The organism is Paenibacillus sp. LK1, assembly GCF_002750415.1.
In the GTDB taxonomy this organism is placed as follows: Bacteria; Bacillota; Bacilli; order Paenibacillales; family Paenibacillaceae; genus Paenibacillus; species Paenibacillus taichungensis.
This window is the reverse complement of sequence record NZ_PEII01000005.1, coordinates 273,244-286,915: the sequence shown is the minus strand read 5'-3', so window position 1 is coordinate 286,915 and position 13,672 is coordinate 273,244. Positions and strand designations below refer to the sequence as shown.

Genomic DNA, 13,672 nt, shown 5'->3' with positions numbered 1-13,672 from the left:
GACCATGAGAGAGGAAGCAAGAAGTCGAAGCAGGAATCGTTCAGGCTATCATCCAGGAATAGTATCGGGAAGTAAAGTTGGAGCGGAAGTTCGAGGCAAGCTTCATGCAGAAACCATTATTGTAGGCGGAGGAGTTATCGGTTGTGCCATTGCATGTGAACTTGCTAGCCGAGGTCATGATGTTCTTCTGGTTGAGCGGGCGCGGATTGCTGGAGGAACTTCCTGTGCAGCTGCCGGGATGCTTGCTGCTGACAGTGAGGAATTCACTCATGCTGTAATGGCGAAGCTTGCACAGAAGAGCAGAGCTTTGCTTCATGAGCAGAAGGAACGAATCAGTTCGCTTAGCGGAGTGGAGATGGGGCTGCAACAGCATGGTTTTATTACTCCTTTTCGTTCATACAGTGAGGTCAGCAGTTACAAAAATAATCGATCGTCTACCTTATCTACAGAACATATTTGGTGGGATCGAGTCGCTGTCCAACAGGAAGCTTCATGGTTAAACAGGGATACGTATGGTGCATATTACAGACCTTCCGAGAGCGAGGTTCTTCCCGTCAATCTAACACAAGCTTATATCAGATCAGCTCAAGCCATGGGTGCGAGGGTGATGGAAGGTGTACAGGATGTCCGTTTGTATACGGATATGAACGGTGTGCAAGGGGTTGAGACTTCAATGGGAACGATGACATCGAGAAATGTCATTATTGCTACAGGGTTACATGGTGAAGAATTGATGAGACAAGTGGGTCTGAAATCGCCTGTTTTGCCTGTGAAAGGGGAGATTGCAGCGGTGCAGTTTTCACCCCATCATGTCGGTTACAGACCTGACAAAACGGTGTATGCAGAGGATATATATATTGTTCCCAAAGCCAATGGAGAAGTATGGCTCGGTGCAACAAGCCTTCCAGGAAGAACAGACATGAAAGTTTCGGTCCAAGGTATTCAGAAGTTGCTTACAGCTGCGACAAATTGGGTTCCTGGCATGAAGGAAGCGCATTTTATCCGAGCGTGGGCTGGTGTTCGTCCCTCGACTCCGGATGGATTGCCGTATGTAGGGGCTTGTGAAAGTGTTCCGGGTTTATTCGCTGCTTTTGGACATTATCGTAACGGAATATTGCTTAGTGCAATTACAGCCAGCCTCATGGCTGACTTGATTTGTGGCAAAACCTCGGAAGAACTTGGGATTCAAGCTCTTAGTCCAGAACGTTTGAACAGAAAGGAGATGTTGCAGTGAACATCATTGTCAACGGACAAACCATGCAAATTGAAGATAGCTTGAATCGTGTAGACAAATTGCTCCATTCATTTAATTTGCAAGTGAAAACCGTCGTGGTTGAATTGAATCGTCAAATTTTAACGCGGGAATATCATGAAACGACAGCGTTAAGAGACGGAGACCGAATTGAAATTGTACATTTTGTGGGAGGCGGTTGAGCTATGTTGAGGATTGGAAATTATACGTTTGAATCTAGATTGCTGCTAGGTACAGGCAAATTTTCAGACTTGGAGGTGCAGGGCAAGGCGGTTGAGGCCTCAGGTACGGAAGTTTTAACGTTTGCAGTTCGACGATTGAATCTGGAAGATCGCAACAAACAGCACTTTCTGGACACACTGGATTTGAAAAGGTATACCCTGCTTCCCAATACAGCGGGTGCTTCAACAGCAGAGGAAGCTGTGCGAATCGCTGAACTTGCTCGAGCGTCAGGACTTTGTGATATGATAAAAGTAGAAGTTATCGGCGATGGAATCACATTGCTTCCTGACCCAATTGAAACCTATAAAGCTTGCGAAATCTTGCTTGAAAAGGGCTTTACGGTACTGCCTTATATCTCGGACGATGTTATTCTGGCCAAGCGATTGCAACTACTCGGCGTACATGCTGTTATGCCTGGAGCTTCACCCATAGGTGCGGGGAGAGGAATTATTAATCCCTATAATCTGGAGATTATTATTGAACAAGCCGTCGTTCCTGTTATTGTGGATGCAGGACTTCGAGCACCTAAAGATGCTGCTCATGCGATGGAGCTGGGAGCAGACGGTGTTTTGTTGAATACGGCTGTCTCCGGATCTGGAGATCCCGTGAAGATGGCGAAGGCAATGCGAATGGGGGTTGAAGCAGGTAGACTGGCTTATGAGGCAGGCATGATTCCCGTTAAGCGCTATGCAGCAGCGAGTAGTCCGGCGGAAGGAATGGTTCATACATGACTAATCAGACACAATCTTCTGAACAGGGAGACCGCTATTCCAGACAGGAACGGTATGCACCTATTGGTAAGGAAGGTCAGCATAGATTGAATAACAGTAAAGTATTAATTGTTGGAGCGGGCGCGCTTGGTACGGGCATTGCTGAAACACTGGTACGTTCAGGAATTGGCCATATTACCATTGCAGATCGTGACTATGTGGAGTGGAGCAACCTACAGCGACAGCAATTATATATAGAGCAAGACGCGATTCATCGAATGCCCAAAGCGATGGCAGCAAAGAATCGTCTATCTGACATTAATTCTACCGTTGAGGTTGTAGGCAAAGTGATGGACGTCAGAGTAGATGAACTGGAGGAATTGGTTCAAAACGCAGACTTGATCATGGATGCAACAGATAATTTTGATACCCGGCTATTAATAAATGATATGTCACAGAAGTATCGTATTCCCTGGATTTATGGGGGATGTGTGGGCAGTTATGGAATTACCTACACGTTTCTGCCTGGAGAAACGCCTTGTTTAAACTGTTTGTTGGGTGAGGTTCCGTTAGGTGGGGATACCTGTGATACGTCAGGCATTATCCCTCAGGCGGTGCAGATGGTTACGGCTAATCAGACTGCCGAAGCGATGAAGCTTCTCAGTGGTAATTCAGGTGCATTGAGACGCAAGTTGTTATCATTCGATGTGTGGAGAAATGAATACATATCCATTAACGTCGACGGTGCCCGAAAAGAAGATTGTCCTTCCTGCGGAGTAAAGGCTAACTTTCCGTACCTCTCTGCCTCAAATCTGGAGAAAACAGACGTATTATGTGGCAGGGATACGGTTCAGATTCGCCCTTCACGGCGGATGAATCTGGATTTACAGCATACGGCTGATCGTCTCGGCAAGCTGGATGAAGGCAACGTGGAGGCTAATCCGTTTTTGGTTTCATTTACAACGGGAGCGCACAGGGTGGTCATTTTTCAGGATGGTCGCGTCCTAGTTCATGGAACAAAAGACACGGCAGAGGCGCGTACGCTGGTTCACCGGTACTTTGGTTAGAGAAAAATCAAATGATTGTTCCGAGTCCGTTCCTTCCGGGAATGGACTTTTTCATTTTACGGCATGATAAACATACAACAATGCTGCGAAGCACAGTGGTCACAAGTATGTATGTGGAGACTAAGTGTAGTCTTAACCAGCAAATGTAGCAGCGTATAAGACAGGCCGGGTGAAAAAAATGAAAACATCCATATTACTGGTTGGCAGGGGCGATCTGGTTTCTTTTATTCAAGGCATATTGTGTGCTGAAGGGTACCAGGTCGAGCAAATGGAATGGACAGATCTGAACCGTCTTTCTGAACCAACACTCACGAATCTCAATATGATCATATTAATAAATGAAGGATGTCATGAAGATGCCCTGAAAAATGGACTAGAGTCATTTGTGCACATAGGAGTCACATCTCCATTGCTTGTAATAACTCCCAAGATATCACCTGAATTGATTGTGGAATTACTCGATTACGGCGCTAATGATGTGATGGAAGCACCTATTCACGGCAATGTGATGATGGCCAGAATACGGAATCTTTTACGTGTGTTCTCACATGTTTCACAGGAAGATGAAGAAGTCATTGTAGTTCATGACCTCAAGGTCAATCTGCGTTCACGCCGTGTAAGTCGTTCAGGCGAATACCTGGTATTGACTCCAAAAGAATACGAATTGCTGGAATTTTTAGCCCGTCATGTGAATGAGGCGTGTCCCCGGAGCGTTATTTTAAGGGAAGTATGGGGGTATGATTTTGCAATGGATACCAATGTGGTGGATGTGTATATCAAACATTTACGAGTGAAGGTGGATAAGGGGAGGAGTGTCAAATTAATTCATACCGTTCGTGGAGTGGGTTATATGCTGCATACCCAATAAAAGAGGTCGTCTCAACGAACTTAGAGTCTGTTTTCCACATAAATCCTGTTTGTACAGAGAACTTCATTGGGTAAATATAAAAGGACCGGATCATTAGATCCGGCCCCACTCGCTTCGTTATTTCTAAAATATGAGCTACAGTACGCGGCGAGCTTTAATATATGTTTTCTTCCAGTTCCCCGAGTTCAAGTCGGAGAGAGTTACACCTGGTGATCCGTACGTGTGCAGAACTTTTCCGTCGCCTGCATATACGCCTACGTGAGTAATATTGGAGCCTGTGGAGCGACTACCGCTGGAGAAGAAGACCAGATCTCCAACTCGCAGATTTGCTTTGGACACAGCTACGCCTTCTTTGGATTGCTTAACGGATGTACGCGGCAAATCAACACCATACTTTTTAAAGATGTATTTCATAAATGAAGAGCAGTCAAAATTTTTGGTAGTAGAAGTTGACGCACCAAATTTATATGGAGTTCCTGTAAAGGTTTTACCATAGTTCACGATTTGTTGTCCTGTGGATACAGAAGCGCTTGCTGCCTGTGCAACAGGTGCATTAGTCATTAATACAGCTCCAAAACCTAGTGTAGCGCACAACCCGACGGTTACGGCCTTTTGGACAAAGATGTTTGTTTTCATGTGAGTACCTCCAAAATTCGTTTTCGTTTAGTTGCTAGAGCGAGTATAACAGCTTTGTAACAGCCTAGAAATTGGATGGAACCTTCTCCTCCCTAGAGCCGCAACGTTTTGGGTTTGTTTATTAAAATACCATTAAAAATGTCAAAAAATTAATCATTGACGAACCTCAAATGCTACAAACATAAGAAAGACCCTTGATATATCAAGGGTCTTTGCTGTTTTATTTGCTTATTTTTAATCTAAATCATTGGTTACAAAAACGTAATAAGTATAGGCAGAAGGTTAATCTTTGCTCTGAATAATGAGTAATAACCCACTATCGATTGATACGGTGCCAGACTTTCCAAGCAGTTTGTTGCTAATCCCCAAAGACTGTCCCATGCGTATAGTAGCTTGATCTAGCGGGTACATGAAACCTTCCAGTGTAATACCTGTTACTTCATTAGTAAGTGGGAGCAGGGAGATGTACTCATATCCACGGTCTTCCACAAAAGCTTCGGAGGTCGTTAGCATCATATAATTGTGTTCATCCTGCAGAGTACAGGAAATATGATGCTGCATAGCACGGACCATAATATGTACGTTAGCCAGCGTATGATCCATGCGTGTGCCCGTTGCGCCCAACATAAGAATGTCCGTAGGCTCAAGATCGAGTGCTGTTTCAAATGCCATTTCGGTATCCGTCAAATCCTTAAGCACAGGATCGCAGGTGATTATCCGTTCACTGTTATCTCGCACACGCTCCAGTTCCTGCTCGGGAATAGAATCGAAATCTCCTACTGCGATATGTGGCTGAATTCCGTTTTCTATTAAGAATAACGCCCCACGATCGGCTGCGATAATGATGTCATCCTTACCGATTTCTTGTAGAAATTGAGGAGAGAGGTTTCCGCCTGTGAAAATAACAATTCGTTTCTTAGTCATTCTATTTCATCCTTCCTAATCAATAAACAAACAATTCACTTCTAATTAAGGTGTTAGAATGATGCAAAAATCATTCACAAAACCAGTATAATCCACAAAATGTGGTTGCACAATTTCGGCATGCGCGGATACAATGGGTAGAGCGACATGGAGATGACTTGAAAAGTGAGGTTTGAACAGGTTGGACTTGCACATTTTTGAAGTATTCAGCATTATAGGTACCATTGCATTTGCAATGTCCGGAGCTTTTGTGGCGATGGAAGAGGAATATGATATTTTGGGCGTACTGGTACTGGGACTCGTAACCGCATTTGGAGGCGGAGTCATTCGTAATGTTCTCATTGGTGTACCCGTAACGATGTTATGGAGCCAGGGAATGCTGATTATGCTCGCCCTAATATCTGTAGCCATTGCATTTGTACTACCTCTTAAGTGGATTGGTCACTGGAAGCGGACAGAAGCGCTGTTCGATGCGATTGGACTTGCAGCATTTGCGATTCAAGGGGCATTGTACGCGGCCAATATGGGACATCCCATTAGTGCGGTTATTGTAGCCGCAGTAATGACCGGTATAGGCGGAGGAATCATTCGTGATCTACTGGCAGGCAGGAAGCCATTGGTACTGCGCGATGAAATTTATGCGGTGTGGGCAATAACAGCTGGTTTTGCCATAGGTATGGGATGGTTCACAACGAACGTTGGACTGTTAATATGTTTCGCTGCAGTTGTGTTCTTCCGGATGTGTTCTGTTCATTATAAATGGAAGCTGCCACGTCGTTCTCTGGTACAGACGGAGAGTGTGAAACCTCAGATAGCACCAACGCCACTTAACCGCACCTTGAGTAAGGGGGAATAACATGATTAACGTTTTGTTTGTATGTTTGGGTAACATATGCCGCTCACCAATGGCTGAGGCTGTCCTCCGACATAAAGTGAGTGAAAGAGGACTTGATCAGCAGATTTCAGTGGACTCAGCAGGTACAGGAGACTGGCATGTTGGCAAACCACCTCATGAGGGGACTCGATCATTGCTGGATTCATATCAAATTTCTTATGCCAATATGGCGGCAAGGCAATTTGCGAGTGCGGACTTCACAAATTTTAATTACATTATATGCATGGATGATTCCAACGCAGCTAACGTAAGAAGTGTAACAGGTGGTGAAGATGCGGAAATTATCAAGATGATGGATCTGCTGCCGGACGAGACGCTCCGTGAAGTACCCGACCCGTATTATACAGGGAATTTTGAAGAAGTGTACAGGCTGGTTGATGCAGGTTGTGACGTGTTGCTGGATCGGATTGAAAAGGAACATTCATTGACATAACAATTTTTACATTTGCTTGAAATGACAAGTTTGATACAAGAGAAGAAGCTGGACGGACAAGCAGGAGAGAACCTGCTTCTTTTTTGAGTGTTGGTGTAAGCGTTATCATAAAATTGTAAAACAAAAGCGGCATTTCAGCCGCCTGTTCAATAATTCAATTAATTTTCTTGAAGAAAATAAAGCAGTGCTTCCGGCAGCTCGTTCTGCCAGAATCCCCATTGGTGATGCCCGTCTTTCTCCTGATAGGAGACGAGTGCACCTCGTTTTTCAAGCAAATCCCGTGTATCCCGGTTTAATTGAACAAAATTATACGTGCCGGTATCTGCCTCAAAGGCAGTCTCCTGCAGACCAACAATCATCCAGATTGATAACCAGGACAAGTCTTCAGCTGCAGCGTAAATTTCCTGGGATGCGGAGTAGTAAGCTCCAGACATACTGATGACACGGGTAAACAGGTCTGGATAGAGTAGAGCAAGATGAAGCGAAACGCTGCCACCCAGCGAGTCGCCGGCAAGAATACGTTCCTGCGGAGAGCGGCGAACAGGATATTTCTCTTCTACATAGGGAATAATCTCTTCAGCGAAGCATGAGGTATACGCCTTGAACCGATCGCCGAAAGGGGCGTATTCCTGAGTTCTTACAGACACATCAACCTGAACTCCTACTATAATGAAAGGTTCGGCTCCCTCGTCGAGAATGATGCGGTTGGCAGTGGTGGCGATACGTCCAAAGTTGAAGAATTCTTCACCATCCTGACAATAAACGACAGGGTAGGATAACAATTCGTTATAGCCTGGGGGAAGATAAATTCGTAGTGTGCGCTTCTCTCCCAGATAGCGGCTCTCAATCTCTTCCTTCACAATCGTGCGTTTCAAATAGCGGGAATCCGTCATAAAACGTCACCTTTCTCGGTTAATTTTTGCATTCGACCGCGCAATACGGTAAGATTAACCTTGTGCGGGGATAGGTCAAATACGCAAACATGTATTATGCTGTTATACCAATATTAAGCCCCTGTTATACATACAATCCGGAAGGAAACATAAAAAAATTACGGATATCTTTGACGTATGCAGTGAAACAGGTGTATAATAATATTATAACAGCGGAACTTGATATTCAAATTTTTTGTTGAGGTGAAGAAAAAAATGAGCAAGGTTCCTTATGAAGTATATACGGAGGATGTAGAAGCTCTGTCCGTGCTGTCTCCTGATGGCGAAATCGTTAACAAAGACATGATGCCTAAACTTTCCGACGATCAATTAAAAGAAATTATGTACCGCATGGTATTTACCCGTACTTGGGATGACCGTGCAGTAAACCTGGGCCGTCAAGGTCGTCTTGGTTTCTATGCTCCAGTATCTGGTCAAGAAGCTACAATGGTTGGTAGTGAATTTGCAATTGAAAAAGAAGACTTTGTATGTCCTGGCTATCGTGACATTCCGCAACTCGTGTGGCATGGACTTCCTCTTTATCAAGCGTTCCTGTACTCCCGTGGACACCAACATGGTGGACAAATCCCAGATGGCGTTAATGTATTGATGCCGCAAATCATCATTGGTGCACAAATCCTGCACGCAATGGGTATTGCTATGGGTTACAAATTGAAGAAACAAAAACAAGTTGTAATTACGTACACAGGTGATGGTGGTTCTTCAGAAGGTGACTTCTACGAAGGTCTGAACTACGCTGGTGTTTACAAATTGCCTGTTATTTTCTTCGTACAAAACAATGGTTATGCCATTACAACTCCTTTTGCCAAACAAACGGCAGCTCTGTCCATCGCTCACAAAGCGGTAGCAGCAGGTATCAAAGGTGTTAAAATTGATGGTATGGACATCTTCGCAGTTATCAAAGCGGTTCAGGAAGCTGCTGAACGTGGTCGTAACGGCGAAGGCGCAACTCTGATCGAAGCAGTAACTTACCGTTTCCGTCCTCACTCCCTTTCTGACGATGCTTCCAAATATCGTACAAAAGAAGAAGAGGCTGAATGGAATGCTAAAGATCCAATCGCACGTTTTGCTAAATATCTGGAGAAAAAAGGTCTTTGGACTGAAGAAGATACAGCACGTGTGAAAGAAGAAGCAAAAGCAAAAGTGAACGAAGAGATCAAAAAAGCGGAAAAAACCGAGAAAATGACGATTTCAGGCTTGATCGACAGCATGTTCGAACAAACGCCTAAGCACTTGGAAGAGCAAAAAGCTGATTTCCAATAAGTTTTTTCCGATAAAGCATAAACATCCGGGACGGGTTCCCGTGTCCCGGTATACATGTATGAATTCAAATGTGAACTGTCAATGTTTAAGGAGGAAATGAAGCAAATGGCACAAATGAACATGAAAGAAGCAATCCGTGATGCGCTTCGCGTTGAGTTGAAACGTGATCCTAACGTTCTGCTTTTCGGTGAAGACGTAGGTAATGTAGGCGGCGTTTTCCGTGTAACGGAAGGTCTGCAAAAAGAGTTTGGCGAAGAGCGTGTATTTGATACTCCACTTGCTGAGTCCGCTATTGGCGGTCTGGCTGTAGGTTTGGGTGTTCAAGGTTTCCGTCCGGTTGCCGAGATCCAATTCGTTGGTTTTATCTTCGAAGCCCTTGACCAAATGGTAGTTCAAGCAGCTCGTATGCGTTTCCGCTCCGGCGGTAAATATAATTCTCCAATCGTATTCCGTACACCATTCGGTGGCGGTGTAAAAGCGGCAGAATTGCACACAGATTCCCTCGAAGGTTTGCTTACGCAAACTCCGGGTATTAAAGTGGTAGTACCTTCTAACCCTTACGATGCAAAAGGTCTGATGATCGCTTCTATTCGCGATAACGACCCTGTATTCTTCATGGAGCACTTGAACTTGTACCATGCATTCCGTGCAGAAGTACCTGAAGAAGATTACACAGTTGAGCTGGGTAAAGCGAACGTTGTTCGTGAAGGTTCTGATGTAACTATCGTTACTTACGGTATGATGGTTCACACTTCGGTGAAAGCAGCAGAAGAACTCGAAAAACAAGGAATCAAAGTTGAAGTTATCGACCTTCGTACGGTTAGCCCAATCGACATCGATACTATCGTTGCTTCCATTAAGAAAACAAACCGTGCAATTGTTGTACAGGAAGCTCAAAAGAGCGCAGGTGTTGCAGCTGAAGTCATTGCCCAAATCAATGAAAAAGCAATCCTGCACTTGGAAGCACCGGTTCTGCGTGTAGCTGGTCCGGATACTGTATATCCATTTGCACAAATTGAAGATACATGGCTTCCTAACCCAGCACGTATCGTTGCTGCGGTTAACAAAGTCGTAAATTTCTAATTTAATCATCTGACATGCCGCAAGGCGCAGTATGGTGATCCACACCGCAGCGCAAGCTGCACTGTAAACAGCCATTAGCCCCTTGAGTAACAGTTTATTGCACTAGCAGTAACGGTTGTTTCTTGGAGTTAAGGGTTGTTTTCAGGATTGAGACATAATCAAGGAGGTTTTTCAGTTGGCTAAATTTGAATACAAATTCCCTGAACTGGGCGAAGGCCTTCACGAAGGCGAAATCATCAAGATGCACATCAAAGTCGGTGACAAAGTAACTGACGACGACATCATCATGGAAGTACAGAATGACAAAGCGGTCGTTGAAGTACCTTGTCCGGTTAACGGCACAGTAACAGAAGTATTCGCAAAAGATGGCCAAGTTTGCCACGTTGGCGAAGTTGTTGCAATCATCGATGCTGAAGGCGAGCTTCCTGAGCAAGACGACGCTCCTGCAGACGATCAAGAAAAAGATGCAGCTCAAGGCGGAGCTGACACAAGCGGTTCTTCAGCAGCAGCTTCCAGCTCGGATGCAGCTAAAGAAGGCGGAAACAACAGCGTTCCGGCAGTACCTGCCAAAGACGTTCTGGCAACACCAAGCGTGCGTAAATTTGCTCGCGAACAAGGCGTAGACATCGCTCAAGTTAACGGTACTGGCAACAATGGTAAAGTTACTAAAGAAGATGTTGAATCCTTCAAAAACGGTGGCGGTTCTTCCGCAGTGGCATCTTCCGAAGCTCCGGCTCAAGAAGAGAAAAAATCCGCAGCACCAGCAGCAGCTGCAGCTGATCAACGTGTGGAAGAAGAGCGCGTGCCATTCAAAGGTATCCGTAAAGCGATCTCCAATGCGATGGTTAAATCAGCTTACACAGCACCTCACGTTACAATCATGGACGAAGTGGACGTAACTGAACTGGTTGCTTTCCGTACTCGCATGAAACCTATCGCTGAGAAAAAAGGTACAAAAGTAACTTATCTGCCATTCATCGTTAAAGCTCTGGTTGCAGCTTCCCGTGAGTTCCCAGCATTGAACGCTATGATCGATGAAGAAGCTAATGAAATTGTATACAAAAAATACTACAACATCGGTATCGCTACAGATACAGACAACGGCTTGATCGTTCCTGTTATCAAAGATGCTGATCGTAAATCCATCTGGATGATCGCTGATTCCATTCGTGATCTGGCAGCTCGTGGCCGCGATGGCAAATTGAGCGCGAATGAAATGAGAGGAAGCACAATCTCCATCAGTAACATTGGTTCTGCTGGCGGTATGTTCTTTACTCCAATCATCAACTTCCCAGAAGTTGCAATTCTCGGAACTGGACGCATCAGCGAAAAAGCCGTTATCAAAAATGGCGAAGTAGTTGCAGCACCTGTAATGGCTCTTTCCCTGAGCTTCGACCACCGTATCATCGATGGCGCAACAGCACAAAACTTTATGAACTACATTAAACAGCTGCTCGCTAACCCTGAGCTGCTTGTTATGGAGGTGTAAGATATGGTAGTAGGCGACGCTTCTCTCAATATCGACACATTAGTAATTGGTGCGGGTCCTGGTGGCTATGTAGCTGCCATCCGTGCTGCTCAACTGGGCCAAAGCGTATTGATCGTAGACAAATCCGAACTGGGCGGCGTTTGTTTGAACCGCGGATGTATTCCATCCAAAGCCCTGATCTCGGCTGCACACCAATATGAGTCTGCATTGCACGGCGAAGCTTTTGGTATCTCTGCTGAGAACGTAAAAGTGGACTTCAGCAAAACTCAAGAATTCAAAAACGGCGTTGTTAAGAAAATGACTGGCGGTGTAGCTGGTTTGCTCAAAGGCAACAAAGTTGAAGTTTTCAACGGTGAGTGCATGTTCATCAACGAAAACGAAGCTCGTGTATTCAACGATCACGAGTCTCCACGTTACAAATTTAAAAATGCAATCATTGCAACAGGTTCCCGTCCAATCGAGTTGAAACCTTTCCCGTTTGGCGGACGCATTCTGTCTTCTACAGAAGCTCTGAACTTGCCTGAAGTTCCAAAAAGCATGATCGTTATCGGTGGCGGTTATATCGGTGCTGAGCTTGGCCAAATGTACTCTAAATTCGGTGCTAAAGTAACAATCATCGAAGGTTTGGATACTGTACTGCCAGGTTTCGATAAAGACATGACTAGCCTCGTAGCTAAAAACATGAAGAAAACAGGCATCGAAATCGTAACGGGTGCAAAAGCTGAAAGTGCTGAGCAAACGGATAAAGATGTAACTGTTAAATATTCCGTAAATGGTGAATCCAAAGAAGTAACTGCAGATTACCTGCTGGTTACTGTAGGACGTCGTCCAAATACAGACGGAGAGCTTGGTCTGGACCTGATTGGCGTAGACGTTGACGAGCGTGGATTCGTTAAAGTTGATCACCAAGGCCGTACTAGCATTCCTCACATCTTTGCAATCGGTGATATCGTATCCGGTCTGGCACTTGCCCACAAAGCTTCTTATGAAGGTAAAGTGGCTGCTGAAGCGATCGCAGGACAACCATCTGTAGTTGACTACAAATGTATGCCTGCAGTTGTGTTCACAGATCCTGAGTGCTCCAGCGTAGGTTACACTGAGAAAGAAGCTAAAGAAAAAGGCTACAAAGTAAAAGCTGGCAAATTCCCATATGCGGGTAATGGCCGTGCTGTATCTTTGAACCACGCTGAAGGCTTCGTGAAAATCGTTGCTGACGAAGAAAGCGGCCTCGTGTTGGGTTGCCAAATCGTAGGTCTGGAAGCTTCCAACCTGATTGCTGAGCTTGGTCTCGCAATTGAAATGGGTGCTACTCTGGAAGATTTGGCGCTGACTATTCACGCTCACCCTACTTTGGGCGAAATCGTGATGGAAGCTGCGGAACTGGTTATGGGTCACCCGATCCACATCATTTCCCGCTAATATCGTCTAAGCTTCGGATTCGTCCGGCATTATACGTAAATCAGAAGAGACGAATGACGTTAACGCGTTGTTCGTCTCTTTTTTCTGAGCAAAAGCGGAGAAATTCAACATACGAGTGTATATGATATGATGAAAAGTTACACACTCAAAAGTTTTAGTGAATTGATTTTATCCAACAACTCAATTGTGGTACACTGTAGTAATGATCAGTTATGATGTGGCTCCAAGCCAATCACGGTCTATATATTTAGTATTTAAGTAAGTTAAACTAACCTTTTACACGAGAACGTAGAGGACAGAAAAGACCTGTAGAAGCGGAGCTAAAAGCTTTCTGAAGGAAAGCTGCATCGGAAGCATACGCTTCGCCTTTATCCCCGGATTTTATACTTTTGAAAAAGGAAATCAAAAAAATCTGGGGATAACAGCGATCGGAAGGTTGTTCTGTCATCGGAGTGGTA

14 protein-coding genes are annotated in these 13,672 nt (G+C 44.9%); 11 read left to right on the top strand and 3 right to left on the bottom strand.

Annotation, left to right across the window (positions count from 1 at the left end):
* Positions 1 to 4 precede the first annotated feature (4 nt).
* From thiO to CS562_RS13490, 5 genes are all read left to right on the top strand, one after another.
* Positions 5 to 1,234 carry a glycine oxidase ThiO gene (gene thiO / locus CS562_RS13510; RefSeq protein ID WP_180287121.1) on the top strand — a complete coding sequence of 410 codons (1,230 nt, stop codon included), beginning with the start codon at positions 5 to 7 and terminating at the stop codon, positions 1,232 to 1,234.
* Positions 1,231 to 1,434, top strand: a complete 204-nt coding sequence (gene thiS, locus CS562_RS13505) for a sulfur carrier protein ThiS (RefSeq protein ID WP_063562837.1) — start codon at positions 1,231 to 1,233, stop codon at positions 1,432 to 1,434. Before thiO ends, thiS begins: the two co-directional genes overlap by 4 nt.
* Positions 1,435 to 1,437: 3 nt before the next feature.
* Positions 1,438 to 2,205: a thiazole synthase gene (locus CS562_RS13500; RefSeq protein WP_076289121.1), complete on the top strand. Its 768-nt coding sequence runs from the start codon at positions 1,438 to 1,440 to the stop codon at positions 2,203 to 2,205.
* A complete protein-coding gene (locus CS562_RS13495) occupies positions 2,202 to 3,251 on the top strand; it encodes a ThiF family adenylyltransferase (protein WP_099856288.1) in 1,050 nt (349 codons plus the stop codon). The genes CS562_RS13500 and CS562_RS13495 overlap by 4 nt, the downstream gene beginning before the upstream one ends.
* A gap of 178 nt (positions 3,252 to 3,429) precedes the next feature.
* Positions 3,430 to 4,119 (top strand): winged helix-turn-helix domain-containing protein, encoded by a 690-nt coding sequence (locus tag CS562_RS13490; RefSeq protein WP_257219478.1) that lies wholly within the window; start codon positions 3,430 to 3,432, stop codon positions 4,117 to 4,119.
* Positions 4,120 to 4,254: 135 nt separating this feature from the next.
* On the opposite strand, the gene CS562_RS13485 is transcribed toward CS562_RS13490, so the two are convergent.
* Positions 4,255 to 4,755, bottom strand: a complete 501-nt coding sequence (locus tag CS562_RS13485; protein WP_076289124.1) for a C40 family peptidase — start codon at positions 4,753 to 4,755, stop codon at positions 4,255 to 4,257.
* Between the two features lie 282 nt (positions 4,756 to 5,037).
* Positions 5,038 to 5,679: a thiamine diphosphokinase gene (locus CS562_RS13480; RefSeq protein WP_099856285.1), complete on the bottom strand. Its 642-nt coding sequence runs from the start codon at positions 5,677 to 5,679 to the stop codon at positions 5,038 to 5,040.
* A 187-nt stretch (positions 5,680 to 5,866) separates the two neighbouring features.
* Here CS562_RS13480 and CS562_RS13475 point away from each other — a divergent pair, with 187 nt between their 5' ends.
* Together CS562_RS13475 and CS562_RS13470 are read left to right on the top strand one after the other, a co-directional pair.
* Positions 5,867 to 6,535, top strand: coding sequence for a trimeric intracellular cation channel family protein (locus tag CS562_RS13475; RefSeq protein WP_076289350.1), 669 nt, complete (start codon positions 5,867 to 5,869; stop codon positions 6,533 to 6,535).
* Between the two features lies 1 nt (position 6,536).
* Positions 6,537 to 7,007 carry a low molecular weight protein-tyrosine-phosphatase gene (locus CS562_RS13470; RefSeq protein WP_099856283.1) on the top strand — a complete coding sequence of 157 codons (471 nt, stop codon included), beginning with the start codon at positions 6,537 to 6,539 and terminating at the stop codon, positions 7,005 to 7,007.
* A gap of 158 nt (positions 7,008 to 7,165) precedes the next feature.
* On the opposite strand, the gene CS562_RS13465 is transcribed toward CS562_RS13470, so the two are convergent.
* Positions 7,166 to 7,900, bottom strand: coding sequence for an alpha/beta hydrolase (locus CS562_RS13465; RefSeq protein WP_076289127.1), 735 nt, complete (start codon positions 7,898 to 7,900; stop codon positions 7,166 to 7,168).
* A 255-nt stretch (positions 7,901 to 8,155) separates the two neighbouring features.
* Here CS562_RS13465 and pdhA point away from each other — a divergent pair, with 255 nt between their 5' ends.
* The 4 genes from pdhA to lpdA all read left to right on the top strand — a co-directional run bounded on the left by pdhA (position 8,156) and on the right by lpdA (position 13,214).
* The gene (gene pdhA / locus CS562_RS13460) at positions 8,156 to 9,223 is read left to right on the top strand and encodes a pyruvate dehydrogenase (acetyl-transferring) E1 component subunit alpha (protein ID WP_053780908.1); all 1,068 of its coding nucleotides are present in this window, start codon (positions 8,156 to 8,158) and stop codon (positions 9,221 to 9,223) included.
* Positions 9,224 to 9,328: 105 nt separating this feature from the next.
* Positions 9,329 to 10,306 (top strand): alpha-ketoacid dehydrogenase subunit beta, encoded by a 978-nt coding sequence (locus tag CS562_RS13455; RefSeq protein ID WP_072733283.1) that lies wholly within the window; start codon positions 9,329 to 9,331, stop codon positions 10,304 to 10,306.
* 175 nt (positions 10,307 to 10,481) lie between these two features.
* A complete protein-coding gene (locus tag CS562_RS13450) occupies positions 10,482 to 11,795 on the top strand; it encodes a dihydrolipoamide acetyltransferase family protein (RefSeq protein WP_072733282.1) in 1,314 nt (437 codons plus the stop codon).
* 3 nt (positions 11,796 to 11,798) lie between these two features.
* Positions 11,799 to 13,214 (top strand): dihydrolipoyl dehydrogenase, encoded by a 1,416-nt coding sequence (gene lpdA / locus CS562_RS13445; RefSeq protein ID WP_024630356.1) that lies wholly within the window; start codon positions 11,799 to 11,801, stop codon positions 13,212 to 13,214.
* Positions 13,215 to 13,672: the final 458 nt, after the last annotated feature.

Excerpts from the sequence above, each read along its gene's own strand:
- thiO (WP_180287121.1), top strand. The coding sequence starts at position 5 with ATGAGAGAGGAAGCAAGAAGTCGAAGCAGGAATCGTTCAGGCTATCAT.
- CS562_RS13500 (WP_076289121.1), top strand. The coding sequence starts at position 1,438 with ATGTTGAGGATTGGAAATTATACGTTTGAATCTAGATTGCTGCTAGGT.
- CS562_RS13495 (WP_099856288.1), top strand. The coding sequence starts at position 2,202 with ATGACTAATCAGACACAATCTTCTGAACAGGGAGACCGCTATTCCAGA.
- CS562_RS13490 (WP_257219478.1), top strand. The coding sequence starts at position 3,430 with ATGAAAACATCCATATTACTGGTTGGCAGGGGCGATCTGGTTTCTTTT.
- CS562_RS13485 (WP_076289124.1), bottom strand. The coding sequence starts at position 4,755 with ATGAAAACAAACATCTTTGTCCAAAAGGCCGTAACCGTCGGGTTGTGC.
- CS562_RS13480 (WP_099856285.1), bottom strand. The coding sequence starts at position 5,679 with ATGACTAAGAAACGAATTGTTATTTTCACAGGCGGAAACCTCTCTCCT.
- CS562_RS13470 (WP_099856283.1), top strand. The coding sequence starts at position 6,537 with ATGATTAACGTTTTGTTTGTATGTTTGGGTAACATATGCCGCTCACCA.
- CS562_RS13465 (WP_076289127.1), bottom strand. The coding sequence starts at position 7,900 with ATGACGGATTCCCGCTATTTGAAACGCACGATTGTGAAGGAAGAGATT.
- pdhA (WP_053780908.1), top strand. The coding sequence starts at position 8,156 with ATGAGCAAGGTTCCTTATGAAGTATATACGGAGGATGTAGAAGCTCTG.
- CS562_RS13455 (WP_072733283.1), top strand. The coding sequence starts at position 9,329 with ATGGCACAAATGAACATGAAAGAAGCAATCCGTGATGCGCTTCGCGTT.
- lpdA (WP_024630356.1), top strand. The coding sequence starts at position 11,799 with ATGGTAGTAGGCGACGCTTCTCTCAATATCGACACATTAGTAATTGGT.